Annotated in this window: 23 protein-coding genes and 1 pseudogene; 18 read left to right on the top strand and 6 right to left on the bottom strand. The window is 65.0% G+C overall.

Going from position 1 to position 24,205, the window contains the following annotated elements:
• From AC1DDG_RS15140 to AC1DDG_RS15130, 3 genes and pseudogenes are all read left to right on the top strand, one after another.
• The coding region (locus AC1DDG_RS15140) for a transketolase C-terminal domain-containing protein (RefSeq protein WP_476876690.1) at positions 1–245 on the top strand (245 nt) is incomplete at its 5' end.
• Positions 246–388: 143 nt separating this feature from the next.
• Complete coding sequence (locus tag AC1DDG_RS15135) at positions 389–1,048, top strand: GntR family transcriptional regulator (protein ID WP_476876689.1); 660 nt, start codon at positions 389–391, stop codon at positions 1,046–1,048.
• A gap of 342 nt (positions 1,049–1,390) precedes the next feature.
• Positions 1,391–1,646, top strand: a pseudogene (locus AC1DDG_RS15130) (glycogen debranching N-terminal domain-containing protein); the annotation flags it as partial.
• Positions 1,647–1,783: 137 nt separating this feature from the next.
• Here AC1DDG_RS15130 and AC1DDG_RS15125 read toward each other — a convergent pair.
• Both AC1DDG_RS15125 and AC1DDG_RS15120 read right to left on the bottom strand, forming a co-directional pair.
• Positions 1,784–2,713 (bottom strand): DMT family transporter, encoded by a 930-nt coding sequence (locus AC1DDG_RS15125; RefSeq protein ID WP_476876688.1) that lies wholly within the window; start codon positions 2,711–2,713, stop codon positions 1,784–1,786.
• A complete protein-coding gene (locus tag AC1DDG_RS15120; protein ID WP_476876687.1) occupies positions 2,710–2,934 on the bottom strand; it encodes an EamA family transporter in 225 nt (74 codons plus the stop codon). The genes AC1DDG_RS15125 and AC1DDG_RS15120 overlap by 4 nt, the downstream gene beginning before the upstream one ends.
• 145 nt (positions 2,935–3,079) lie before the next feature.
• Here AC1DDG_RS15120 and AC1DDG_RS15115 point away from each other — a divergent pair, with 145 nt between their 5' ends.
• Positions 3,080–3,628 carry an Lrp/AsnC family transcriptional regulator gene (locus tag AC1DDG_RS15115; RefSeq protein ID WP_476876686.1) on the top strand — a complete coding sequence of 183 codons (549 nt, stop codon included), beginning with the start codon at positions 3,080–3,082 and terminating at the stop codon, positions 3,626–3,628.
• A 336-nt stretch (positions 3,629–3,964) separates the two neighbouring features.
• Here the strand turns inward: AC1DDG_RS15115 and AC1DDG_RS15110 are convergent, their stop codons facing one another.
• Positions 3,965–5,140, bottom strand: a complete 1,176-nt coding sequence (locus tag AC1DDG_RS15110) for an acyl-CoA dehydrogenase family protein (RefSeq protein WP_476876685.1) — start codon at positions 5,138–5,140, stop codon at positions 3,965–3,967.
• Positions 5,141–5,325: 185 nt separating this feature from the next.
• On the opposite strand from AC1DDG_RS15110, the gene AC1DDG_RS15105 reads away from it, so the two are divergent.
• The 4 genes from AC1DDG_RS15105 to AC1DDG_RS15090 all read left to right on the top strand — a co-directional run bounded on the left by AC1DDG_RS15105 (position 5,326) and on the right by AC1DDG_RS15090 (position 8,747).
• Positions 5,326–5,892, top strand: a complete 567-nt coding sequence (locus AC1DDG_RS15105) for a MaoC family dehydratase (RefSeq protein WP_476876684.1) — start codon at positions 5,326–5,328, stop codon at positions 5,890–5,892.
• A 38-nt stretch (positions 5,893–5,930) separates the two neighbouring features.
• Positions 5,931–6,770, top strand: coding sequence for an HpcH/HpaI aldolase/citrate lyase family protein (locus tag AC1DDG_RS15100; RefSeq protein WP_476876683.1), 840 nt, complete (start codon positions 5,931–5,933; stop codon positions 6,768–6,770).
• Positions 6,771–7,907 carry a CaiB/BaiF CoA transferase family protein gene (locus AC1DDG_RS15095; RefSeq protein WP_476876682.1) on the top strand — a complete coding sequence of 379 codons (1,137 nt, stop codon included), beginning with the start codon at positions 6,771–6,773 and terminating at the stop codon, positions 7,905–7,907.
• Positions 7,908–8,048: 141 nt separating this feature from the next.
• On the top strand, positions 8,049–8,747 hold the full coding sequence (locus AC1DDG_RS15090) for a GntR family transcriptional regulator (RefSeq protein WP_476876681.1): 699 nt from the start codon (positions 8,049–8,051) through the stop codon (positions 8,745–8,747).
• A gap of 51 nt (positions 8,748–8,798) precedes the next feature.
• Here AC1DDG_RS15090 and AC1DDG_RS15085 read toward each other — a convergent pair whose 3' ends face one another.
• Entirely contained in the window at positions 8,799–9,728 is a 930-nt protein-coding gene (locus tag AC1DDG_RS15085) for a LysR family transcriptional regulator (RefSeq protein ID WP_476876680.1), read from the bottom strand.
• Positions 9,729–9,937: 209 nt separating this feature from the next.
• On the opposite strand from AC1DDG_RS15085, the gene AC1DDG_RS15080 reads away from it, so the two are divergent.
• The 9 genes from AC1DDG_RS15080 (at position 9,938) to AC1DDG_RS15040 (ending at position 20,921) form a co-directional block, all read left to right on the top strand.
• Positions 9,938–13,198, top strand: coding sequence for a 2-oxoglutarate dehydrogenase E1 component (locus AC1DDG_RS15080; RefSeq protein ID WP_476876679.1), 3,261 nt, complete (start codon positions 9,938–9,940; stop codon positions 13,196–13,198).
• A gap of 82 nt (positions 13,199–13,280) precedes the next feature.
• Positions 13,281–13,940, top strand: a complete 660-nt coding sequence (locus tag AC1DDG_RS15075) for a response regulator transcription factor (protein WP_476876678.1) — start codon at positions 13,281–13,283, stop codon at positions 13,938–13,940.
• Positions 13,941–13,943: 3 nt separating this feature from the next.
• On the top strand, positions 13,944–15,413 hold the full coding sequence (locus AC1DDG_RS15070) for a sensor histidine kinase (protein ID WP_476876677.1): 1,470 nt from the start codon (positions 13,944–13,946) through the stop codon (positions 15,411–15,413).
• Positions 15,410–16,363, top strand: coding sequence for a TAXI family TRAP transporter solute-binding subunit (locus AC1DDG_RS15065; RefSeq protein ID WP_476876676.1), 954 nt, complete (start codon positions 15,410–15,412; stop codon positions 16,361–16,363). Before AC1DDG_RS15070 ends, AC1DDG_RS15065 begins: the two co-directional genes overlap by 4 nt.
• Positions 16,364–17,009: 646 nt before the next feature.
• The gene (locus AC1DDG_RS15060; protein ID WP_476876675.1) at positions 17,010–17,150 is read left to right on the top strand and encodes a hypothetical protein; all 141 of its coding nucleotides are present in this window, start codon (positions 17,010–17,012) and stop codon (positions 17,148–17,150) included.
• Between the two features lie 141 nt (positions 17,151–17,291).
• Positions 17,292–18,677, top strand: coding sequence for an MFS transporter (locus AC1DDG_RS15055; RefSeq protein ID WP_476876674.1), 1,386 nt, complete (start codon positions 17,292–17,294; stop codon positions 18,675–18,677).
• Entirely contained in the window at positions 18,581–18,886 is a 306-nt protein-coding gene (locus AC1DDG_RS15050; RefSeq protein ID WP_476876697.1) for an FCD domain-containing protein, read from the top strand. Before AC1DDG_RS15055 ends, AC1DDG_RS15050 begins: the two co-directional genes overlap by 97 nt.
• 106 nt (positions 18,887–18,992) lie before the next feature.
• Positions 18,993–19,283, top strand: a complete 291-nt coding sequence (locus AC1DDG_RS15045) for a hypothetical protein (protein WP_476876673.1) — start codon at positions 18,993–18,995, stop codon at positions 19,281–19,283.
• Between the two features lie 636 nt (positions 19,284–19,919).
• Positions 19,920–20,921: a LacI family DNA-binding transcriptional regulator gene (locus tag AC1DDG_RS15040; protein WP_476876672.1), complete on the top strand. Its 1,002-nt coding sequence runs from the start codon at positions 19,920–19,922 to the stop codon at positions 20,919–20,921.
• Here the strand turns inward: AC1DDG_RS15040 and AC1DDG_RS15035 are convergent.
• Both AC1DDG_RS15035 and AC1DDG_RS15030 read right to left on the bottom strand, forming a co-directional pair.
• Complete coding sequence (locus tag AC1DDG_RS15035; RefSeq protein ID WP_476876671.1) at positions 20,918–21,733, bottom strand: SDR family NAD(P)-dependent oxidoreductase; 816 nt, start codon at positions 21,731–21,733, stop codon at positions 20,918–20,920. The two genes, AC1DDG_RS15040 and AC1DDG_RS15035, sit on opposite strands and share 4 nt — an antisense overlap.
• Positions 21,730–22,593, bottom strand: a complete 864-nt coding sequence (locus AC1DDG_RS15030) for a sugar phosphate isomerase/epimerase family protein (protein WP_476876670.1) — start codon at positions 22,591–22,593, stop codon at positions 21,730–21,732. The genes AC1DDG_RS15035 and AC1DDG_RS15030 overlap by 4 nt, the downstream gene beginning before the upstream one ends.
• A gap of 149 nt (positions 22,594–22,742) precedes the next feature.
• Between AC1DDG_RS15030 and AC1DDG_RS15025 the strand changes: the two genes are divergently transcribed.
• Positions 22,743–24,086 (top strand): MFS transporter, encoded by a 1,344-nt coding sequence (locus AC1DDG_RS15025; protein ID WP_476876669.1) that lies wholly within the window; start codon positions 22,743–22,745, stop codon positions 24,084–24,086.
• Positions 24,087–24,205: the final 119 nt, after the last annotated feature.

Below are 24,205 nucleotides of genomic sequence, written 5' to 3'. Positions count from 1 at the left end.
CCGCTACGGTCCTGGCCGAACTGAACACGGACCGGCTGGCAGTGACGCTGGAAAACCACAGCGTCATAGGCGGGCTGTTCGAAACAGTCGCTTCCGCGGTCGTCACGGCCGGACTCGGCAAGCGCGTAGTGCCTGTGGCGCTGCCGGACSAGTTCCTCGACGCCGGCGCCCTGCCCACMCTSCACGASCGCTACGGCCTCGCCACCGACCGCATCGTGGCMAAGGTMCTCGCCGAACTCGGCTAGCCAACCCGCGCTGGACTGAGATCCGAACGAAGCGATCAACAGCAGCGGAAAGCACGGCACCGGTCCCGTCCGGTGCCGTGCTTTCTGCCGTACTATCGAAACAATCACTGTAAACAGTCGACTAATAACATTGAGGACATGCCATGGCCGGACTATCAGCCCCGCTGCTGGGACTGGAGAAGCAAAACCTGCGCGAGCAAGCTCTCTCCGCACTGAGGACCGCCATCACCAGCGGTGAGCTGGAACCCGGCCGGCACCTGGTGGAAACCGAACTTTCGGACATGCTGCAGATCAGCCGTGGCACCCTGCGCGAGGCACTGCGCCAACTCGCGCAGGAAGGCCTGCTCTCCGCCGGGCCCCGAGGCCGGCTCTCCGTCCGGCACCTGGACGAAAAGGAAATCCGCGACATCTTCGCCGTCCGGGCCGCCCTCGAATCATTGGGGGCCCGCACACTGTGCGAACTCCCGGACAGGGCTCAGGCCATCGCCACCCTGCACCGGAAGCTAGAGGACATGGAAGCAGCGCAGGACGCGTCTCTAGCGGAACGGATCGAATCCGACATGGAATTCCACCGCACGCTGTGCCGGCTCACCGGCAACGAGACCCTCCTTCACTCCTGGACCTCACTTGAAGGCTCCATCCGGATGTCCATCATGTTCGCCGGACTGGAAAAAGGCGTCAAAAACATGAGCGTGGACCGCCACCGCGATATCATCGTGGCCATCGAAACCGGGGACGCATCCGTGGTGCGCAAGACCATCCGCGAACACATGGACACCGCCGCCGACAACCTTGTGGCATAACTGCACTCTGTACATTTGCTGCCGCCTGAGATTTGCGCGTGCTGCCCGGGATGGCCCTCGAGGCTGTCTGCCTGGGGCCCAACTTTTGGCAGCTAGTTGCCCTCAGGGCAGATCGGCATGACATGACCACGGCCCGCATCTGGTGCACATGCCGAAATCTACGACGCCGGTATTGCCGTACTGGGTCATAGTCGTTTAAAACCGCACGGCCGCCTCGGCCGCGTGGACCTCGCACATGAGGCCTCTGGTGCTCATAAGGGCACCGGCGTAGCGTCCCTTACGGGGGAAAGTTCCTGGCGGGATCGCCATGACATCCCAGGGAAATGCATTGGAGGGCCTATCATGGCCGGCTGGAATGCTGAGACTGCGGCCGGCCCCTTGGGTGCGGCCGCAGTCACTCTTGTGGAGGGGTCTTGCTTCTGTATCTCGTTGTCGAACGGGGACATTGCATCCCGAGTATCCCCATGGGCTTTTCGTCCAGAACACTCGTATCCTCTCCGGCTGGAAACTTACGATTAATGGCCAAGGGCTTGAGGCGCTGGTTGCGGAGACGAAGGAACCGTACCGTGCATTGTTTGTGGGGCGCGTTCCCCGCACACTGGATCGCGCTCGTCGAAGTGCATGCGCTGACGGCAGCGATTCGGGCGGCAGGTGACGGTGTGTCCGACCGGGGCAACCCTGCGTATCACAGGTCGACTCCGATTCTGTTGACGGGCGGGCGTAGGAACGGCTGGCTCAGTTCCGCGCGATCGGCGGCAGGTCGGCCGTGACCTTGCGGGCTCGTACGGCGCCGCCGGTGGCGGCGAGCCAGCATCCGGCCATCATCAGCGGGAAACCGATCAGCAGGCCGACCGTCAGCGGCTCGCCGAGAATGAGCGTGCCCAGCACGATCGCAACGACGGGGTTGACGTATGTGAACAGCGGCGCCCGCACCGGGCCCACGCGCGCGATCAGCGCGAAGAAGGTGATGAATGCCAGCGCCGTGCACAGGACGGCCAGCGCGATGAGCGCTAGCGTGTCCTCGAGGGTCGGCACCTGGTGCTGCGTCAGGAACGCGATCGGCGTGTAGAAGATCCCTACCGCGAGGAGCGCGAGGGTGATGGAGCCGAGCGAGGGCACGTCGCGCAGCTTGGTTGCGATGACGAACGGCGCGATCGCGTACAGCAGCGCGACCAGCAGGACTTCGCCGACGGCGATGAAACCATTCCCGCCTTCGACTGCGAGGCCCGGCCCGGCGACCATCACGAACACGCCGACGAAGCCGACGAAGAGTCCGATGCTGCGCGCCGGGCTTAGGACCGACCGGTCACCGCCGCTGAACGCGATGATCGTCGCGAACAGCGGGACCGTTGCGACGAGCAGGCCCGTGAGCCCCGACGGCAGTGTCTGCTCGGCATGACCGAGGAGCAGGAAGGGTCCCGCCATCTCGATGGCGCCGAACAGCAGCACCCAGCCGATCTTCGCGAACGCGGGTCGCAGTGCCTTCTGCCGGATGACGAACGGCAAAAGGATCACGGCGCCGAGGAGAGTGCGGCCCGCCACCACCGCAGCCGGAGAGTAGGACTCGACGGCGACACTGATAAAGAGATAGGGAGTGCCCCACAGCACTGCCATCGCGGCGAATAGCAGCCACGCACGCGTGTCGTAGCCCTGCGAGGAGTTCATATGGTCACGCCCTCGGCCTCGCCCCACACATACTCGCGCAGGATGGCACGCCAGCGCTGTCGATGCAGCAGGAATGGCGCCATGACGAGAACCGCTACGACTATACGTGCCGCGGCGATCGACAGAGGTTCGATGTCCCTTAGTGCGATTTCGATGAAGAGGTAAGGCGCTCCCCAAAGGAGTGAAACCAGGGCAAACAGCCCCCACGCGCTTGCTTTCACGCTCTACCTGCCGGGTTGCCAAAAGGATCATTTTCCAACACGGTATCCAGCCTAAGGAGAGGGCGGACGTCAGCGGAAGGCTACTTGTAAAGCTGTTGGGGTAGAAACTATTCACTTGGAAAGTCGACAGGCTAGAATTTGTTACATGGTATCTCTGGATGATGTGGACTGGGAGCTATTGCGGCTGTTGCAGGATGATGCCCGCCTCGGATATCGAGAGCTGGGGAGACACGTAGGGTTGACCGCCCCTGCAGTCGCTAGCAGAGTGCGACGTCTGGAGCGGCACGGGGTGATAACTGGCTACAGTGCCCGTGTCGACCCCCTTGCTGCTGGATACGCGGTTGAGGCTTTCATTCACATTGAAAGTACCGGCAAGCGGCAGTCCTATGGGATCGCAACCCAAGCTATCGCCGACCCGTATGTACTCGAGGATCATCGGGTGGCGGGCCAGGACGATCACATCTTGCGTGTGGTCGCGGAGACCATCCGGGATCTGGAACCATTCATCGACTCGCTCAACGATAAGGGCCGCTCTGCGACATCATTTATCTTCTCGTCGCCCAAGCGATGGGCTCCGGTCGCTCAACCGGGGTCCAGGGAGCCAGGGAGCCAGGGAGCCAGGACAACAGAACCAGCGACTGAGCTCCAGGAGTCGGAACGAGCGCGAACGGGACGCCCCGCAAGCCAGTATTAGCCGGCCCAACTCCGTCGACGCTGGAACTGGACCAACTCCGTCAGTGGGGCCACACCCAAAGCTGACACATGTCTCCTTACCTGGTCCTCGCAGCGGTCGGCCCTGCGCGCTTGATGGCCAGAGTATCCATCGCCCAGATGCTGCACGGCTTCGGTCCCGGCAAAGGATCAACGCCAGCCGGGCATACCCGCTGGGCTGGCCGGCCCCGACAGCACTCGGCGTCCTTCGCGGCAGGCCGAAGAATGTCTGGTCCACGGCCACCTCCCGCTTGCGGTGTGGCTATACCGCGGCACTGCGGTGGCGCGTGAAATGCGACGTGGCGCGCTTCGATGGCTATTAGTAGGAGCGGGGCAGACCCAGGACCTTGGTGGCAACGAAGCTCTTGATCAGATTGTTGTTGACCGGGGCTACTTGGAACATGCGGGTTTCGCGGAACTTGCGTTCGACGTCGTATTCGTCCACGAAACCGTAGCCGCCGTGGGTATCCAAGCAGGCGTTCGCTGCCGCCCAGCTGGCTTCGGAGGCCAGGTGCTTAGCCATGTTGGCCTCGGCACCGCAGGGTTCGCCGGCGTCAAAGAGCCGCGCGGCCTCGTAGCGCATCATGTCCGCGGCCCGGACCTTCATGTAGGCGTCGGTGATGGGGAACTGGACCCCCTGGTTGGTACCGATTTTGCGGCCGAACACCTCGCGGCTGTTGGCGTAGGCCACGCCGCGCGTTGTGAACCAGTAGCCGTCACCGATCGCCTCGGAGGCCAGCAGGATGCGCTCGGCGTTCCAGCCGTCAATGACATAGCGGAAGCCCTTGCCCACCTCGCCGATGACGGCCGATGCCGGCACGCGCATGCCGTGGTAGTGGATCTGGTTGGTGGCGTAGTTGAACATGGTGCGGACCTTGACCACCTCGAGGGTCTCCGGCTGTTCGGCACGGACCTGGCGCAGGTCCACCAGGAAGAGGGTCAGGCCGTCCGTCTTGTCGGTGCCCTTGCCTTCAGGCTTTTCGGAGGTGCGGGCCAGGACGAAGAGCAGGTCTGATTCCTCGATGCGGCTGGTCCAGCTCTTATGACCGGTGATGATGAAATCGTCGCCGTCGCGCACGGCTGCGGTCTCGATGCTGGTGGTGTCCGAGCCTGCCTTGTCTTCGGTGATGGAGAAGGCCTGCAGCCGTAGTGAGCCAGCGGCGATCTGCGGCAGGTACTCGTTCTTTTGGGCGGCGTTGCCGTGCCTGAGCAGAGCGCCCATGGTGTACATCTGCGCGTGACATGCCGCTGAATGCCCGCCGGACTTGTTGATTTCCTCCATGATGACGCTGGCCTCGGTCAGGCCAAGGCCCAGGCCGCCGTATTCGGTGGGGATCAGGGCCGAGAGCAGGCCGGCTTCGGTGAGCGTGTCCACAAATTCCTGAGGGTAGCGGCGGTCGCGGTCCGTTTCGCGCCAGTATTCGTCGGGGAAGCCTGCACACAGGAGGCGGGTCTGCTCGCGCAGCTGGTCCAGTCCGGCGGTGAGGGTATGCATCGGTGCTCCTTTGAATGGTTGACGGCGACCTTCTGTCACTGCTGGGACACGACGATACGCCAATATATTAGGAGCTGGCAAGGCCTTTCATCTACATTAGCTAACGACCGTAAACCTTGACATTGCCGGAAACGAGCCGCCAAACTGGTCGAAGACCGTAATATATTGAGTTGAGGAGATCAACGATGACCGACGAAGCAACGCAGTCAGCAACAACCGAAGGCCGCGTAGTGGAGGGCTGGACGGGGCGCCTTTTTGAAGACTTCTCCCCCGGCGACATCTACTACCACCCGTTCGGCAAGACCGTGACGGAGGCGGACAACCAGTCCTTCACGCTCATGACGCAGAACGTGGCCAAGACCCACGTGGACCGCAATTTCGCCAAGGCCACCGAGTTCGGCCTGCCACTGGTCAACTCCACCTTCACGCTCGCGCTGGTGACCGGCCAGTCCACCATCGACCTGTCCATGAATGTCTTCGCGAACATGGGCTGGGACGAGGTCCGGATGCCGAACCCCGTCTACGAGGGAGACACCATTTACTCCCGGTCCAAGGTCCTCTCCACCCGGGAGTCCAAGTCCCGTCCCAACCTCGGCCTGGTCACCGTCGCCACCGAGGGCTTCAACCAGGACAGCAAGATCGTGATCAGCTACCGCCGTACATTCATGGTGTACCGGCAGGGCCACCTCCCCGGCGTCGAGTCCGCCCGCCCGGATGAGTCCACGCTTCCCTCGATCGGGGACTTCCAGTGACGGTCCCGGGAAGCCTTAGGACGGCGAGCCTCACCGCCGTGGCGACCGTCGCTGCTGCGGTCACCGCTTTGTTCGTTCCCGGTGACCGCCCCGAACGGTTCGCCAAGGCAGCCGCCGCGGGCGCGGGCGTCGTGATGATTGACCTCGAAGACGCCGTGGCCCCGGACGCCAAGTCCGCAGCGCTGGCAGCGGCGGTGGAGGCAGTGGCACCGTCCGACGGAGGCGCCCCGGTGCGTGCCCTGGTCCGGGTGAACCCGCAGGGTTCCGGCCATTACGACGCCGACATTACCTTGCTGCTCTCCGCCGCCCGGACGCCGGGGTCCGGCCTGCTGGGCCTCGTAGTGCCGAAGGCCGAAGACCCCGGCGCACTGCGCCAGCTGCGCGCCGACATGCCCGAGCACCTGGCCCTGGTCCCGCTCATCGAGTCCGCGCTCGGCGTGGTGAACGCCGTGGAACTGGCACGGGTACGGGGCGTGACCCGGCTGGCGTTCGGCGCCATCGACTTCGCCCTCGACATAGACGCCGACGGCGGGGACCGCTTCCTTGACCACGCCCGGTCCCAACTTGTCCTGGCCTCCCGCGCTGCCGGCATCGCCGCACCGCTCGATTCGCCGTCGACCGACATCAAAGACACCACCCGCGTGGCTGAGTCCGCTCGGCTGGGCCGGAACTTCGGTTTCGGCGGCAAGCTCTGCATCCACCCCGCCCAGCTCGCCACCGTTTGCGAGGCGTTTGTGCCCACGGAGGCGGACATAGAGTGGGCACGGTCCGTGATCGGCGCCGAAGGCGGCGCTGCCCAGGTGGATGGCCAGATGATCGACCGGCCCGTCACAGAGCGGGCCAGACGTATCCTGCAGCGTGCAGGGAAGGAGCAGTAAATGGGCACCCTCCCCCTGGCGGGCATCACCGTCATCTCCCTGGAACAGGCCGTAGCCGCCCCGTTCGCCACCCGCCAGCTCGCCGACCTCGGCGCCCGGGTGATCAAGGTGGAACGGGACACCGGCGACTTCGCCCGCGGCTACGACACCAAGGTCCACGGCATGGCCAGCTACTTTGTCTGGCTGAACCGGTCCAAGGAAAGCATCGTCCTGGACCTGAAGTCCGACGAAGGCATGGCGGTGCTCCGCAAGCTCGTGTCCACCGCTGACGTGCTGGTCCAAAACCTCGCCCCCGGTGCCATCGAACGCCTGGGACTGGGCCCGGATGAGGCTCTGGCCCTGAACCCGCGCCTGATCCACACTTCCATCTCCGGTTACGGCCGCGGCGGTTCCTATGAACAGAAAAAGGCCTACGACCTGCTGGTCCAGTGCGAGACCGGCCTGCTCAGCGTCACCGGCACCCCGGACTCCCCCGCCAAGGTGGGCGTGTCTATCGCCGACGTATCCGCCGGCATGTACGCCTACTCCGGCATCCTGACCTCACTGCTGCAGCGGGGCACCACAGGCCGCGGCGACGTCCTGGAGATCTCCATGCTCGAGGCACTGGGCGAATGGATGGCCCAGCCCTACTTCTACGCGGAATATGGCGGGACCCCACCCGTCCGCAGCGGCGCGCAGCATGCCAGCATCGGCCCCTATGGACCGTTCGGCGCTGCCGACGGCACCGTGTTCTTCGGCATCCAGAACGAGCGCGAATGGGCCAAGTTTTGCACTGATGTGCTGCAGCAGCCCGGACTTGCGCAGGACGCACGCTTCGCCGGCAACGCGCTGCGTGTGGACAACCGTCCGGCGCTGCACGAAGCCATCAACGCAGTCCTCGGGACGCTGTCGGTGGCCGAGGTCCTGTCCCGGCTGGACGCCGCGGGCGTTGCCAACGCCCAATTGCGGGACATGCACGAGTTCTCCGCGCACCCCCAACTGGCAGAACGCAACCGCTGGCGGGATGTTGGCTCCCCTGTTGGCCCGCTGCGCAGCCTGCTCCCGCCGGTTACGTCCCGGGAAACCGACGTCAGGATGGATCCGGTGCCGGAGATCGGCGAACACACGGACAAGATCCTGGCCGAACTGGGGCTCTGAGCACAGGGCTGGCTACGCCCGGAACCACCACCCAAGTTTCCCGGGCTTCGCATTAGCCACGGCAGGTCCGGTAACCCCGGGCCTGACGTGGCTGATGCCGTATGTTAGGTGGGGAAATTGATCAGAAAGAGTCCGCAGCCCATGACCAGCCGCAGCCCCCGCAGCAGCGCACGCCCGCAACTGAGCGAGAAGGCAACGGCCCATATCCGGGGCCTCATCATGTCCGGTGAACTGCGGCCCGGAACCTTGGTCCGCCCCGAGACGATCGGCGAGCAACTGGGCATCTCCACCACGCCGGCGCGCGAGGCGCTCCAGGCCCTCAGGGTTGAAGGCTTCCTGGAACTTGTGCCGCGGCACGGGTTCGTCGTGGCGTCGCTGACCGGGCAGGACATTCGCGACCTCTTCCAGGTCCAGGCCCTTATCGGCGGGGAACTAGCCGCCCGGGCCGCCGCCAACGCCACCGAACAGGACGTGGCCGAACTCGAAGCACTGCACCACGAACTGAGCGCGGCCGCCGCCCGGAACAACCACGAACTCCTGGAAGAGAAGAACCACGCCTTCCACCGCGAGATCAACCTGATGGCCGATTCCCGGAAAACCGTATGGGTCCTGGGGCTGGTTACCCGCTACGTTCCCCGGCAGTTCTACTCCACCATCCCCGGCTGGCCCCAAGCCACGATGGACGACCACGCCGAACTGCTCCAAAGCATCAAAGCAAAAGACCCGGAGGCGGCACGGGCAGCGATGCACCAGCACATCGTCCATTCGGGTGAACTGCTGGCCGCCCACTTCGACGACCGCATCGCCGCAGCCCAGCGTGACGTCCAGCCTCTTTCCTAGGCACGGTTCAGATTGCGGGTGACGTTCTCTTCTCCCAGACGTGCCACCGAACTACTGGACCAGGCGGGCGGACGGCCACTTTCCGGCACTAATCAGGCTAAGAACCGTTTCTTCCAGGACGTCCGCGACCATCCGGACGGCACTCGTGGACCGCGAGCCCGTGGGCCTGGCGAGGACGATCCTCCGGGGGATCCCCGGGTTGACGATGGGAGCTGCGTTGAGGGTTCCTCCCGCCGCTTCGGCCGCCACCATGATGCCTGGCAGGACCGTCCATCCGAGCCCGCCCTGCACCAGCTGTTTCTGAACCACGGCATCATTGGTTTCCACTGCTATGTCCAGCGCCAGCCCGATTCGCGCCGCGGAACTTTCCACGAGCGAGCGGATGCCGTGCGGCGGGCTCGGCATCACAAGGGGCCGCTGCAACAGGTCGCGAAGGTCCACACCCTCAGCCGCGAGAAGGCCTTCCATTGGGGGTGCCACTGCCCACAGGTCCTCATCCAAGAGCGTTCTAACGTCAAGTGCGGCCGCCGGCGGCTGGTTGTAGGTGAGGGCAACGTCCACGTCCCCGGCCTCAAGCCAGCGGCTGAGGTGGCCGCCATACCCGGTCACTATCCGCAGCCGGACCCCCGGATGCCGCTCCGTCACGGCGGAAACCACGGGGACAGCGAGTAAGGCGGCGGTGCTGGCCAGAAGGCCCACGGTCACGATTCCGTAGAGGCCCGCACCGGAGGAGCGCGCCTCCTCACGGGCGCGGTCCAGCTCGCTGAGTGCCCGCCGTGCGCGTTCGATGACCTGGACGCCGATGTCCGTTGCCCTCATCCCTGCGCGGCTCCGGTCGAAGAGTACTGCCCCGAGCTCGGCCTCCAAGTTGTGAATTTGGCGGGTGACCGCGGGCTGCACCACATGCAGCAGCTCAGCGGCCCGTGTCACGCTTCCCGTGTCCGCCACCGCCAGCAGTGCCTGGAGCTGCCGCATTTCCATGGTTCCTCCGTCCGGAGCCTAGGCAGTGCCTTAACTGCCGTTCCTGGGGCAGTGACTTGCTCGGCTCACGATCACCCTATGACATCCTTCCATCACAAAAAGGTATTTGTGACCATGATCCATAACGCGGACGATGGAATGAATCCCGTTGGTGCCCCCAACAACATCCTGATGGCACCTGACACACCTGCACTGCACGAAGGATTGAGATGCTGCCCAACGTAACCACCCCTGATCCAAAGCCCGCCGAATCCGGGCCCGAATCCAGCAGCACGCCAGACGCCGACGTCCGGCGCCCGCTGCGGGGCCGGTCCGCCGCGATGGCCCGGAACATGGACGCGAGCCTCAGCATCCCTACGGCCTCAACCATCCGCACGTTCGAGGTGTCGGCCCTGATGCAGTGGCGGGAAAAGCTGCGGGCAGAGGGCTTCAACGTCCCCATCGCCGCCGTCCTCGCCACAGCGATGGCCCGGGCGGCCCAGGGTCCTGTGCCCGCAGCACGGCGGAGGATTGAAACGGCGGAGAAGGACCTGGTCCTGGTCGAAGAAGCAACGGTGAACCTTGGTGTGGCCGTGGATGTTGAGACCGCCGCCGGCCATTCGATCATGGTCCCCGTGATCCGTGACGCCGCCAGCCTTTCCTTCCCGGCCTTCGTCAGCCGCCTCGGCGAACTGTCCCAGGCGTGCCGGGCCGGGACGGTCGCCGTCACCGACCTTCGCGGCGCCACCCTGATCCTGACAAGCACCGGCCGGTTCGGGTCCACCACCGGCGTCCCGCTGCTCCCGCCGGGTCCGGGAATCATCGTCGCGGCGGGAGCCATCGGCGTCCCGGCCGGACTTGAGACACTCGCCCGTACCCAGCATGTGGATCCCGTGCTCACCCTGTCCTCAACCTACGACCACCGGGCCATCCAGGGCGCGGATTCCGGGCTCTTCCTGGGAACCGTCGAGAAGCTCCTGCGCTCCCCGGAATTCCTCGCTGATCTCGAAGGCGAACTGCGCGGCACACCGGCCGGTGATGTCCTGCTCGACATTCCCGCCCAGCCGGGGTCCGAGCACGACGACATCAGGCTGGCCGAGTACGAAAGCTCCGCAAGCACCGCCGTCGCCCGGCTTGAACCGGTGCGTGCCCGCGAGGAAGGGTCCTGGCTTCCCGACGGTGTGGAAGTGGAATTCAGCCACCTCTCGGACCCGGAGTCCCGCCAGTGGCTCGCCGAGCTCCTGCGGAACGGAACGCCGTCGCCCGCTTCCTCCCGCCGCCTTCAGGCACTGCGGCTGGCCACCGAACTCGACGTCTTCGAGGCCTATCTGCAGACCCAGTTCCTGGGGCAGAAGACCCTGTCCGTCCAGGGGCTGGAAGCGACAGTCCTCGCCCTTGCCGAAATGGCCGGCCATGCTGCGGAGGCAGGCTATTCGGACGCCGTCCTGGGTATGGCGCACCGCGGCCGGCTGAGCATCATGGCCCATGTCCTGAACTGGCCGGCGGAGCGTATCCTGGCGGAGTTCCTGCCCACGGCGCGTGCCTCGGAAAATGCGCCGGTAGGCGATGTCCGCCAGCACCTCGGCGGTAAGGGCAGGTTTGACGACGTCGACGGCGCGTCCATCAACGTCACGCTCGAACAAAACCCCAGCCACCTGGAATTTGTCTCCCCCGTGGCGCTCGGCGCGGTCCGCGCCAAGCAGGACCAGCTCGTGGCCGGCGGAGAAAGCAGGGAGCAGGCCCGTCGCCGCGTCCTTCCCGTCCTCCTCCACGGCGACGCCGCCTTCACCGGCCAGGGCGTGGTGTACGAGACCCTGAACCTGCAGAACCTGGCACCGTACGACGTGGGCGGCAGCATCCACATCGTCCAGGACAACCGCCTCGGCTTCACCGCCACCCCCTTCCAGCTCCGATCCACATTGTGGCCTTCCGACGTCGTCAAGGGCTTTGACGTGCCGGTCATCCACACCGACGCCGACGACATCGACGCCAACCTGGTCGCCGCCAAGATCGCCTTCGACTACCGCGAACGCTTCGGCAAGGACATCATCATCCACGTGCTCGGCTATCGCCGGCACGGCCACAACGAGACGGACGAGCCGCGCTACACGCAGCCTGTCTACTACACCGACATCGACGAACACCCTCCCGTGCACGAAATCTACGCTTCCCGCCTCGAGGCCTCCGGACTGGTCCCGTCCGACTACGTGGAAACCACCAAGACCGCGGCGCGCGCTGCGCTGGTGGAGTCCTTGGAGAAAGCCCGGACGTTTGATCTGAATACCGTCGTCAACCAGGAGCTGCCTCTCCGCCCGGCCGTGCGGGCTGCCCTGGAAACCGCACCGGCCGACTGGGCCGTCCAGGTCCTCGACCTGGCCGAGCAGGACCGGGATGGCTTCGCGATCCATCCGAAGCTCATGCGCCAGTTCTCAAAGCGGCTGAACACCCGGGCCCAGGACGCCATGGTTGACTGGGGGCAGGCAGAACTGCTCGCACTGAAACTCATCAACGAGGCGGGCGTGCCCATCAGGTTGACGGGCGAAGACGTTGAGCGTGGGACCTTCAGCCACCGGCACATCGTTGTCCACGACGCCACCACCGGTGACAAGGCCGAGCGCCTGGCCTTCGACAAAGCCCCGTTCCTCGTGGCAAACACACCCCTGACCGAGGTCGCCACCGTTGGATTCGAATACGGCTACGGCCGGACAAACACGAACTCCCTGCAGATCTGGGAGGCGCAGTTCGGCGACTTCGTCAACGTGGCCCAAGTCATGTTCGACCAGTTCATCATGGCCGGACGCGACAAATGGGGCCGCGACAGCAGGCTGGTTATCCTCCTCCCCCACGGCTGGGAAGGCGCCGGACCCGAGCACTCCTCGGCACGGCTGGAGAGGTTCCTCCAGCTTGCCGCACGGAACAACTCGCGCATCCTGATCCCCACCACCGCGGCCCAGTACTTCGCGGCCCTGGTAGGAGCAGCGGCGGCAGATGACCCGCGTCCGCACGTGATCTTCACCCCCAAGTCCCTCCTCCGGGCAGAGTCGGCCAAGTCACCCGTGGCCGACTTCTCACCGGTCCGCTTCAACCCCGTCCTCTCCAGCGGAGCCTCCAGCGACCAGACCCGCAGGCTGCTGCTCTGCTCCGGGAAGGTCGGCGTCGAAGTCAAGGATCGCCTCGGCGACGGTGTGCGGCTCCTCCGGCTCGAAAGCCTCTACCCATTCCCGCAGGAGGAAATCCTGCGGGAAGTCGCCGCCGCGGCCAACCTCGAGGAAATCGTCTGGCTGCAGGAAGAACCGGAGAATATGGGCGCCTGGACCTACGTCCTTCCCAAACTCCTGAAGCTGGGCCTGGGCAAGTTCAACCTCGGCTACGTCGGCAGGCCCGAAGCGGCCTCCCCGGCGGACGGCTACTCCGCTGCACACAAAGCCGGGCAGGAGCGGCTTCTCGCCACGGCAGCCCGGGCCGGCGAAGTCGACTACCGCATCAGCTGACGCGGGGCCTAGAGTATCGGACAGGCGCGAAGGCGGTGCAGGCTTGCCTGCACCGCCTTCGCCAGTGAGAGGAGTCAAGGGAATGCGGATAGGAGTCGTCGAGGATGATGACGGCGTGGCCGGCGCGCTGCTCGATGCCCTGGCGTCCCACCGCATCGCCGCGGACCGCATGTCCCGCGGCGGGGACATCCTCACCCGCCACCCGGAATTCGACCTGATCCTCCTGGACCTCGGCCTGCCCGACATGGACGGCATCGAAGTCCTCCGCAGCCTCCGCCAGGTCTCGGCCGTCCCGGTCATCATCCTCACCGCCCGCGACGACGAACGGTCGGTGGTCAGGGGCCTGCGGAACGGAGCCGACGACTACTTGGTCAAGCCGGCGCGGATGACCGAGCTGCTGGCCCGGATCGAGGCGATCCGCCGGCGGGCCAGCAGGGCGCGGGAGTCGAAGGCGACCGTCCGCCAGTTCGGTGAACTGGCGGTTGACCTTGCGGGCCGGGAACTTACTGTGGCGGGCAAACCCGTCCCGTTGACCACCAAGGAATTCGACCTCCTCGCCGCACTGGTGGACAACCCCGGCACCGCGGTCAGCAGGCAGCAGTTGATGGACCAGGTCTGGGGCGACGCCTTTGTAGCAGTTTCAAAGTCCCTGGATGTCCACATGACGGCGCTGAGGGCCAAGCTCGGCCGCCCCGCCCGGATCGAGACCATCCGGGGCTTCGGCTACCGCTGGATCGGATAACGTTTGCGCAGCCGTCTCCTCCTGGTCCTGGCGATCCTGGGCACCGTTGTCGTCGCGGCCTTTGCCTTCCCACTGGCGACGTCCCTCGCTGATGCGCGGACCCGCGAATTCGTCCTCAGCCGGGACGCTGACCTGCAGCGCTTCGCAGACCTCGCAGACGGCTATGCCAGGAACGGAAATCCCGGGCTCCTCTTTGAAGAAGCCGGCGCCTACCACAGCCTGTACGGGGAAGACCTGGCTGTGGTCTCCACCAGGGGCGCGGCGCCGCGCGCGGTGGGAACAACCCTTGACGACCCCGCGGTCTCGGCCGCCATCGGCCGTGCCCTAAGGAACGAACGATCATCCGCGGTGGAGCTGCTGGCCCCGTGGAGCCCGGGCAGCATGGTCTTTGCCAAACCCATCGGCACAGGTGCGCAGGTTAACGGGGCTGTGGTGATTGTTGCATCCACCGCATCCGCCCGTGAAGACATCCTGCTGGCCTGGGCCATCATTACAGCAGGCTCGCTCGCCGCCATCGTCGGATTTGGAATCCTCGCGCTATCGGTGAGCAGGTGGGTACTACGCCCACTCGAAGAAGTCAGCACGCGCATGCAACGGCTGACGCGAAGCCTCCCCTTTGTTGCACTTGGCAGCGGAACCACGGATGCCCCCTCAGCGGCAGGCAGGACGGGCCCGCCTGAGTTGCGGGCCCTCTCATCCGCCTTTGAGACCATGGACAGCGCAGTCCACACGTCCGCGGATGCCCAGCGCAGGCTCGTGGCAGACACCGCCCACCAACTCCGCAATCCGCTGGCTGCCCTGCAGCTGAGGCTGGACACCCTCGGTCCCCGCGTGATGGAGGACGGCAAAAAGAGCCACGAACGCGCCATGGGCGAGGCCATCCGGCTCGAGGAAATCCTCGATGACCTGCTGGCTCTGTCGGTAGCCGAAGTTCCGCGGACCAAAGGCGGCGCCGCCGACAACACGTGCGTGCCGTACCTCGTCGCCGTCGAACGGGCGGACTACTGGCATGACACGGCCGCGGAATCCGGCACCGGCTTCCATGTGGACGACGACCCCGACGGGCTGGAAGCGCAGATCGATGCCGGCGACTTGGAACAGATCCTCGACGTGCTGTTCGACAACGCCTGCAAGTACGCCGGCCCAGGCAGCACGGTGCGGATCTCGGTGGGCATGGGTCCAGGCCACGGTCCTGAATCCGGCCAACGGACCGTGCTCACGGTGTCCGACGACGGCGCCGGGGTAGCTCCCGGGGAACTGCAACTGATCACGCGGCGGTTCTACCGCGGCACTTCACTGGGCGGCACGTCCGCAGGCGATGACCGACCCACGGGCACGGGCCTGGGCCTGTCCATCGTGGAAGCACTGGTGGAAAGCAACGGCGGCGAGCTGGTCATCCGGGGAACGCCCGGTGGCGGCCTGACGTTCGTTATGCTTTTCCCAGCCCCCGGGCCCAAGGAGGCGGGGACATGACACCTCAGCCAGACGCCGGTCCCCTGCTGTCCCGACGGCGGCTGCTCGCCGGCGCCGCGGCGATCACCGCCGGCATCACCCTCGGCGGCTGCAAGCCGGATGTGCGGACGTACAGCCTTGGCACCGCCGAAAACCGCGGCTTCTTCTTCGACTTCGGGCAATCACTGACCGCCGCCGTAGCCCGGTCCAACACAGGATTCACCCTGAACCCGCTCATAACCGGGGGCTCCGTCGAGAATGTACCGGATATCATGGCGGGGCGGCTGGACCTGGCCCTTGCTTTGGCAGACGTCGCCGCCACAGAACGGGACAACCTGCGGGCGGTGGGCCGCGTCTACCTGAACTATCTCCAGTTAGCGGTACCGGCCGATTCCCCGGTCCGGACGCTTGCTGAACTGCGCGGCCGCACCATCAGCCTGGGTGGCAGTTCGGCGACCACCAGGGCAGGCGGGCTGCTGCTCGAGGCTGCTGGCCTCCGGGAGTCCGATGTGCGGGTGCGGGCCGTGCCGGTCACGGCAGTCCTGGATGCCCTTGCAAGCGGCGAAGTGGAGGCAGCCCTGTTCGCCGGTGGCGTCCCCCACCCGGAGATGGATACCAGCGGCGGGCGCGGTCCCGCCCCAGGGATACGCCTGATCGATCTTTCACGCTACCTGCCCGCCCTGCAGGCCGAATACGGTCCGGTCTACCAGCAGGTCAGGTTGCCCGTGGGCCTTTACGGGGCGAGTAAAGAGATCGGGTCCATCGGCATCGCCAGCCTCCTCCTGGCCCGGGCGGACCTCCCGGATGATGTCGTGAGCCGGATCGTTGATGTCCTGATCGAGAGATCCTCCGAGCTGGTGCCGCCGGGCACAGTGGGTGTCCAGTATCTCGATACCAGGTCCCTGATCTACACATCCGGCGTACCCCTCCACCCCGGGGCCGCCGCGGCATACCGACGCCACCACAGATAACACCGGCATGGATGCCGTAATTTGATATATCGCACCAGAGAAAGACAGACCATGACCGCGCGCAAGTGAGTTCGTCCTCAGCTGAGTGATGAGGCGTCCTCCCACATTCCGCGCCCTCATCATGTCCGGCAGCCGCCGCCCGGCACGCAGGTGCGTCCCGAGGTGCTGGGCGAAGCGCTGCGAACCTCCACCCCGCCTGTACGCGAAGCTCTGCAATCCCTGCGCGTGGAAGGGTTCCTGGAACTTGTTCCCAGCAAGCCATTCCAGGTGTCGCCCCTGACGGGGGGAAGGACATCCGCGATATTTTCCGGGTCCAGGCACTCATTGGTGTGAGTTGGCCGCGCGGGCAACCCTGAACGCGTCCGAGGACGACATCGCCGAGCTTCAGGCCCTGCACCAGGAACTCATTGCCGCCGCAGCCCGGCACGACGAGGTGCTCCTCGAGGAGAAGAACCATGCCTTGCACCGTGAGATCAACCTGCTTGGCCGACTCCCGCAAAATCATCTGGGTGATGGGCCTCGTAACCCGCTACGTGCCCCGCCGCTGCTACTCGAACACGCAGGGTTGGCCCCAGGCCACCGTAGATGACCACTCCAAACTGCTCGAGGCCTTCGATCCAAGGACGCCGCCACGGCCCGGCAGGAAATGGAAGAGCACATCATGCACTCCGGAGAGCTGCTCGCTGCCCACTTCGACGAGCGCGTGGCGTCTTCCGAAAAGTCGGACGAGGCCCCCGACCAGGCCCAGGGGCTCGTCCGGGTGCAGGCGGGGTCACAACAACCCTAAGGGAGTCCTAAGAATTCGCCGTTTCCATTTCTTGAAGCGGTGATGTGAGACACATTTGAACTAGTTCACGGGTGCAAGACCCGAACATGACGCCAACGGCAGCAGAACGCCGGGGCATCAGCCAAGAACAAGGGAGTTCAAATGAGCACGCAACAAGCATCGGTGCCGGCCAAGCCCCGGGTGGTCAGTAATGTGGTCAAGGGTTGCCTGGGCAACCTGATCGAATGGTACGACTGGTTCGTCTACGCCTCATTCAGCATCTACTTCGCCGCCGAATTCTTCCCCGCCGGCAACGCCACCGTGCAACTGCTTTCCACAGCCGCAGTCTTCGCGGTCGGCTTCCTGATGCGGCCCCTGGGCGGCTGGCTCCTGGGCATGTACGCCGACCGGCACGGCCGCCGCAACGCCCTGGCCCTCTCCGTCCTGCTGATGAGTGGTGGCTCGCTTGCCATCGGCCTCACGCCATCCTTCGAGACAATCGGCATGATGGCGCCGATCATCCTCGTCGCCGCGCGCCTGCTCCAAGGCCTCAGCGTCGGCGGCGAATTCGGATCCAGCGCCACCTACCTCTCCGAGGTAGCGACACCAGGCAAGCGCGGATTCTTCTCCAGCTTCCAGTACGTGTCAATCGTCATCGGCCAGCTCTCTGCACTCCTGGTCATGATCCTGCTGCAGCGCATCCTGACCCCCGAACAGATGGGCGAATGGGGCTGGCGCGTACCGTTCATCATCGGCGCCGTCGCCGGGCTCGGTGTAATGATCCTGCGCCGCACCATGGACGAATCCGAGCACTACAAGATTGAAAAGGCCCGCGAAGCGGCAGGTCTGGAAAACGGCACCAAGCCGGTTGGCTCCCTGCGAGCCCTGCTGCAATACCCCAAGCAGCTCATTGCCGTCCTCGCACTGGCCATCGGCGGCACCGTTTCCTTCTACGTCTACACCACCTACATGCAGAAATACATGGTCAACACCTCCGGCATCGCCAAGGAAGACGCCTCCGTCATCAGCTTCTTCGCCCTGCTGATCTTCATGTTCCTGCAGCCCATCGCCGGCGGCCTGTCCGACAAAATCGGGCGGCGGAAAGTCATGCTCTTCTTCTCCATCGGCGGCACCATCATCACCGTCCCCGTCCTGACCCTCCTGGCCGAAACCACGAACGTATTCGCGGCCTTTGGGATGATGATGCTCGGGCTGGTCTTCACCTCCGGCTACACAGCCTGCGCCGCGATCGTCAAGGCAGAAATGTTCCCCACGAGGGTCCGCGCCCTGGGCGTCGGTCTCCCCCACGCCCTGGTCGCAGCAACCTTCGGCGGCACCGCAGAACCCATCGCCCTCGCCCTGAAGCAGGCCGGCATGGAATCCACCTTCTTCTGGTACGTGACCGCCTGCATCGCCCTCACCCTCGTCGCCACCATCAGGGTCAAGGACCCATCCAAGAACTCAACCCTCGAAGCAGACCTGCAGCCCACCGAGGCCGAGAAGGCTCAGCGCGAATCAACCATCGTCACCTCGGTCCGGAAAGCTTAGTAAGCCTCAGAGCAAGCATCCACCGACAAACAGAGCGTACGACGGCGGGAATATTCCGCCGTCGTACGCTTCCGACCGAGCTCCACCGCAGCCTCCAGGACCACCGCCTCATCGTGGACGCCATCACCGAACGCGACAAACACCGGGCGTGCGCCCTGATGGAAGGCCACCTCCGCACCTCCTACCCCGCCCTCACCCGCAGACGCTGAAACGCAACACCAGGGCGAGAGCGGGACCTCAGTATGACCGTCAGGAACGACACGGCCGGAACGGGCCGCCGGGATCCTGCCCAAAACACCGCGAAAGCCAGAGCACATGACCCTCAACCGAGCCACACCCCACAAGCACGTCAAATGGAGCCTCCTGATCAACACCTTGGTGGAAATCCGACTCCACGGCCAGGTGCTCAGAATCGGCTTTGTCGAAAATGCCATGCCCGACTCCTCTGCCCTCTGGATCGCCGCCGACCGTAACGGACCACGGCAGATGTTCGAAGCCTGCCAAGGCCACCAAGTCTGGGTCACGCCCCAAAAACTTTGCGACGAACTTAGCTACCGGATGACAGCCAAACAGATTCTGGGAGCAGGCACTCCAAAGCGTGTGTAAAAAACCTTTGACGCCCGCCGCCCGTCCGGCTGGCCAAGGGTTGACGTAAAACATCCCCCAAGCGTCCTCCGGCAATGCCTCCGTCCCACTTCCCTGAAGGGGCGGACGTGCGTCATCTGGAAGTACACCCAAAGCTGACACACGGTCGCTTGTCTGGTCCTCGGAACAACCGGAATTTTTCTGCGTTCGAGCGAGGAATCAGTCCGCCCGCGCCCACATCCGGGGACAATCCTCATAGGTTATCCACCGCCACTGCTGCCAGGGAGCTATCCCAAGGGCTCCCAATTTCAGCCGTGGATAGGCTAAATTGACCCCAGCTATGGAAGGATCGCAGTCACCACCAGTCCCGGCTGCGTGATCAACAAGCACGGGTTTGCCTGGCCGACGCAGGTTGGCGGAATCTTCATTATCGGCGTTCCCAAGCAGTGAGAAGTGAGGGCGCACGAAGGCCGGAACGTTGGAGTCGTTGAAGGGCGTGAACGAGTCCTCGAGACCCATCGGCATGAGACCGATCTGCATGGTGAGTTCGGCTCGAATTCGAATCCGTCCATCGCCTTCTGGTACTTCGCAGACTCCTGCACAACGCTCAGGTGGCGGTTGAATACCGCGCGCGCATGGGTGAAATACGATGGTGCAATGGTAACTAGCGTCGATGTGGCCCGGCATCTGGGGTTGTCGCAGTCGACGGTTTCACGTGCTTTGCGTGGGGATCCGGCTGTCGCGCCGTCAACCAAGGATCGGGTTTTGGCCGGGGCCCGGGAACTCGGTTATGTGCCGGATGCAGCGGCCCGCATGATGGTGACGCGGCGGACGCATGCTGTTGGCGTGGTCGTCGCTGATCTGACCAGCCCCATCTACCCTGTCATCGTGGAGTCGTTGCAGAACAGGCTTCTTGAGCGTGGCTATCGGATGGTGTTGATCCGTGATCCGGATGTTTCGACTGATCCTGATGCGGTTGATGTGCTCGACAGGGCGACGGTCGACGGGATGATTTTTGTCTCGGCACGGGAGTCTTCTGCGGCGGTCTTCAGGGTCCTGGAGCGCGGGACACCGGTGGTGCTGTTGAGCCGTGATGATCCCAGTGTTGAGGTCGAAGCGGTTCTTGCCGATGATCGGGGCGCGGGCGAGATCGTCGTGGCGCACCTGCAGGGGCTGGGTCATGAACGCATTGGAGTGCTGACCACGCTGCGGGACCGTTCCAATGGCCGCGACCGTGAGGACGGTTTCCGTGCAGCGATGGAACACCACGGCCTGGAGGTGCGCGAGGAGTGGATTCGGCACATTCGCCTGACTCACGAGGACGGGGTGCGGGCGGCCTTGGAGATGCTTGGTGGCCAGGACAGGCCGACAGCACTGTTTTGCGTGACGGATGCTTTTGCGTTTGCTGCCCTGGACGCGGCCGCGCAATTGGGGATCAATGTTCCTGAGGAGCTCTCCGTCGTCGGATTCGATGATTCCGGGCCGGCGGGGTGGGCTTTTATCAACCTCACCACGGTGCATCAGCCGATTCCGGAAATGTCGTATGCGGCTGTGGACCGTCTGGCTGGGAGGATCGAAGGCGAGCCTCCCAGCGAAACGATGAAATCCGTGTTCCCGGTCAGGCTGGAGGTACGGGCAACGACAGCCGCACCCGCTTAGGCGGTGTTGCGGCCGCCGCTCAGGTCGAGTGTCTGACCGGTCATGTAGCTCGCTTCGGCGGAAAGCAGCCAGGTCGCCAGAGCGGAGAATTCTTCCGGCAGGCCGACCCTGCCCATGGGGACTTTGGCGAGCAGTTGGGCGTTCCGTTCCGGGCTGAGGTCGTCAAGGAGCCGGGTCTTCATCATCGATGGTGCGATGGAATTGACGGTGACGCCGTACGGGGCGACTTCCTTCGCTGCCGTTTTGACCAGCGCGACCAGCCCGGCCTTGGACGCCGAGTAGGCGGCCTGGTGCGGGTTTCCCTCGCGGGCTGAAATCGATGACAGGATGGCCACCCGGCCGTACGCCTGCCGGGTGAGGGCCGGGAGAATGCTGGCCAGGCCGTGCAGGCACCCGTCGAGGTTTACGCTCAGGGTTCTGGCCCACCCGTCGGCCGGCATTTGCGTCACGGGAACCTCGGGTCCCTGGATTCCGTGGGCGAACAGGGCGCCGTCGATCCGGCCGTACCGGTGGAATACTGTCTGGACGGTGTGGTCCCAGTCCTGCCTTCGGGTGACGTTCAGGGCCATGCAGTTTGCGGGGCTGCTTCCGTCGCCCAGCCCGCCGTCGGCGACGTCCGTGCAGATGACTGTGGCGCCTTCGCGTGCGAGCCGGTCCGCGGTGTCGGATCCGAGTCCGCCGGCGGCGCCGGTCACCAGAATGACCTGGCCCCGGAAACGGCCGGGCCAGTAAGTCTCGGCGTTGGCGGTTCGGGGCCCTGGGTGGCTGCCTGCCGCTGGCCCCGGTGTTGTGACTTCGGTGAGTTCGCTCATGATGTTGATTCCATTTCGGTCTGCTGGAGTGAGCCGATCAGCGTGTCGGCTGCGGTGTGGAGGTGTTTGAGATGGGCGGCCGTGCCGCCGGTCTCGACGGCCCAGACGTCAGGGACTTCGACGCTGATGGGCGCCTCAGGCAGTGCCGCCAGGCTCTCCCGGAGAGGGAACACTCCCTCCCCCGGGGCCAGCCTCTTCGCGCGGGATTCGATCTGCCGGGCGGATCCGTTCACGTCCTGTCCCAGCGGCATGCGGTGCGGGACGGGCAGTGCCGGGGTCCCGGCCGGGCCGTCACAGAGCTGGATGACGGTGACCGCGCCGGCAGGCAGGGCTTTCAGGTCTGCAATGTGGCCGCCCGCCCGCACGAAATGGAGCACGTCCAGCATGATCCCGCACCCTGTCGCCTCGACCAGCAGGCCCGCAGCGGGGACAGAGTCGAGCGGCTGGTAGGAGATCGGCTCAATGGACGGACGGATTCCGTAGTTGCGGGCATCGTCAACCAGCGCCGCAAGGCTCTCCGTCAACCGGGCAGGATCCGGATCAGCGCCGATCACGTTCAGAACGCCCGCGCCGAGGGCCGCTCCCGCCTCCAGCACCGGTTCCCATTCCTTGCGACCGCGGCTTCCGTCCAGGGTGAAGACCTCAACGTCACGCACCGCCAGCCCCGTACCGGCCAGGCGTTCAATGGTCTGCGCCGACATGAACGAACCGGCCGACATCGGGTACCGAGCCTCATTCCGTGTGGCCGGATGAACCCGGATCCCGACCGAGCTGAAGCCGGCAGCAGCGGCGGCGTCCACCAGCTCCGGGGGACTCAAATGCAGCGCTGACAAGTGCGCCAGACCAATGGTTCTATTCATAACTTCCATCCTGCTCGCTAAGTGTTTGACTGCTGTCACGCGGGGTGCGTATGATCTAAATCACTGAATGACTACGTAGTCATTAAAGCATTCATTCCGCTCGCCAGCAAAGGTGCAGCCGAGCTAGAGAAAGGTTGCGGTGAACCGCAATGCCCAGTCCCCAAATCCCCAGCACCGGGAGTGCCGCCGCACTGAACGCTCCCAACCACCCGCCGGTGGCCATCAGCGCTAAAGCAGGACGGCGGGCAGCGCTGGCCAGCACCGTCGGCGCCGTCGTCGACTGGTATGACTTCTTCCTCTACGGCACCGCCGCCGCCGTCGTATTCGGACCGTTGTTCTTCCCCTCGGACAACCAGGTCGCCGGACTCCTGGCCTCCATGGGGTCATTCGCCGTCGGCTTCCTGTTCCGCCCCTTGGGCGGGGCCATCTTTGGCCACTTCGGCGACAAGTACGGCCGCCGGACCATGCTCTTCATCACCGTCATCATGATGGGAGTCGCCAGCACCGCCATCGGCTTACTTCCCGGTTACGCCGCGATCGGCGTCGCCGCGCCGATCCTACTGGTGGCCCTGCGGGCCATCCAAGGCATGGCCGTCGGTGGCGAATGGGGCGGCGCGGCCCTGATGGCCGTGGAAAACGCACCGGCGGGCAAACGGAACTTCCTCGCCACCGGTGTGCAGATCGGATCATTCGTCGGACTGCTGCTAGGCACCGCCGCGTTCTCCCTGGTCACCGCCCTGACGACAGCGGAACAGTTCCAGGCCTGGGGCTGGCGGCTCCCGTTCCTGATCAGCATCCTCTTCGCCCTTGTCGGCCTCTGGATCCGCTCCGGCGTACCCGAATCGGCGGAATTCACCGCCGTGAAGGAAGAACACAAAGACGCCCGTGCACCGTTGGCCGAAGCTCTGCGGACCAGCCCCAAGAAGATCCTCGCCGTGATCGGCATGCGAATGGTGGACCAGAGCACCTTCTACATGGGCTTCACCTTCGCGCTTGCCTACGTCAAGAACTTCACCGACACCCCTCCGGCCACAGTCCTGACCGCCTCGATGGTCGCCATGGTCCTCGCCATCCCCTTCCTGGCACTCTGGGGACGCCTCGCCGACAAGTACGGCCGGAAATGGTTCTACATCATCGGCCCGCTCGCCGCGGCCCTGGCAGCCGCACCGTTCTTCGCAGCACTGGAAAGCGGAGACCTGATCCCGATGATCCTGGGCTTCGTCGCCCTCATCAATCTCGGGCACAACATCTCCACCTGCGTCCAGCAGACATGGTTCACCGACATGTTCGACGTCCGGATCCGCTACAGCGGCGCAGGATTCGCCTACGCACTGGCCGGGGCCGTGGGCGGCTTCATCCCGCTCATCGCCACCGCCCTCATGGCCAGCAGCGGCAGCTGGTTCCCTGCCGCAGCCCTGCTCGCCGGACTCTGCCTAATAGCCCTCGTGTCCAGCCTCTGGTCCTACAAGTGGGCCAACCAGGAACACCGCTAAACCCAAGAAGCAGGACCCGCCCAAACCAGCGGCGACGCGACGGCGAATGCGCGGGCAACCGGGTCGAAACGCCCGGCTGCCCGCGCGCTCACCCCCTGCACGCAAAACACCGACCACAG

This window comes from Arthrobacter sp. 10L430 (genome assembly GCF_056395245.1).
This window is presented reverse-complemented; position numbering and strand designations above follow the sequence as displayed.

Excerpts from the sequence above, each read along its gene's own strand:
- AC1DDG_RS15135 (WP_476876689.1), top strand. The coding sequence starts at position 389 with ATGGCCGGACTATCAGCCCCGCTGCTGGGACTGGAGAAGCAAAACCTG.
- AC1DDG_RS15125 (WP_476876688.1), bottom strand. The coding sequence starts at position 2,713 with ATGAACTCCTCGCAGGGCTACGACACGCGTGCGTGGCTGCTATTCGCC.
- AC1DDG_RS15115 (WP_476876686.1), top strand. The coding sequence starts at position 3,080 with ATGGTATCTCTGGATGATGTGGACTGGGAGCTATTGCGGCTGTTGCAG.
- AC1DDG_RS15110 (WP_476876685.1), bottom strand. The coding sequence starts at position 5,140 with ATGCATACCCTCACCGCCGGACTGGACCAGCTGCGCGAGCAGACCCGC.
- AC1DDG_RS15105 (WP_476876684.1), top strand. The coding sequence starts at position 5,326 with ATGACCGACGAAGCAACGCAGTCAGCAACAACCGAAGGCCGCGTAGTG.
- AC1DDG_RS15095 (WP_476876682.1), top strand. The coding sequence starts at position 6,771 with ATGGGCACCCTCCCCCTGGCGGGCATCACCGTCATCTCCCTGGAACAG.
- AC1DDG_RS15090 (WP_476876681.1), top strand. The coding sequence starts at position 8,049 with ATGACCAGCCGCAGCCCCCGCAGCAGCGCACGCCCGCAACTGAGCGAG.
- AC1DDG_RS15085 (WP_476876680.1), bottom strand. The coding sequence starts at position 9,728 with ATGGAAATGCGGCAGCTCCAGGCACTGCTGGCGGTGGCGGACACGGGA.
- AC1DDG_RS15080 (WP_476876679.1), top strand. The coding sequence starts at position 9,938 with ATGCTGCCCAACGTAACCACCCCTGATCCAAAGCCCGCCGAATCCGGG.
- AC1DDG_RS15075 (WP_476876678.1), top strand. The coding sequence starts at position 13,281 with ATGCGGATAGGAGTCGTCGAGGATGATGACGGCGTGGCCGGCGCGCTG.
- AC1DDG_RS15065 (WP_476876676.1), top strand. The coding sequence starts at position 15,410 with ATGACACCTCAGCCAGACGCCGGTCCCCTGCTGTCCCGACGGCGGCTG.
- AC1DDG_RS15060 (WP_476876675.1), top strand. The coding sequence starts at position 17,010 with ATGGAAGAGCACATCATGCACTCCGGAGAGCTGCTCGCTGCCCACTTC.
- AC1DDG_RS15055 (WP_476876674.1), top strand. The coding sequence starts at position 17,292 with ATGAGCACGCAACAAGCATCGGTGCCGGCCAAGCCCCGGGTGGTCAGT.
- AC1DDG_RS15045 (WP_476876673.1), top strand. The coding sequence starts at position 18,993 with ATGACCCTCAACCGAGCCACACCCCACAAGCACGTCAAATGGAGCCTC.
- AC1DDG_RS15040 (WP_476876672.1), top strand. The coding sequence starts at position 19,920 with ATGGTAACTAGCGTCGATGTGGCCCGGCATCTGGGGTTGTCGCAGTCG.
- AC1DDG_RS15035 (WP_476876671.1), bottom strand. The coding sequence starts at position 21,733 with ATGAGCGAACTCACCGAAGTCACAACACCGGGGCCAGCGGCAGGCAGC.
- AC1DDG_RS15030 (WP_476876670.1), bottom strand. The coding sequence starts at position 22,593 with ATGAATAGAACCATTGGTCTGGCGCACTTGTCAGCGCTGCATTTGAGT.
- AC1DDG_RS15025 (WP_476876669.1), top strand. The coding sequence starts at position 22,743 with ATGCCCAGTCCCCAAATCCCCAGCACCGGGAGTGCCGCCGCACTGAAC.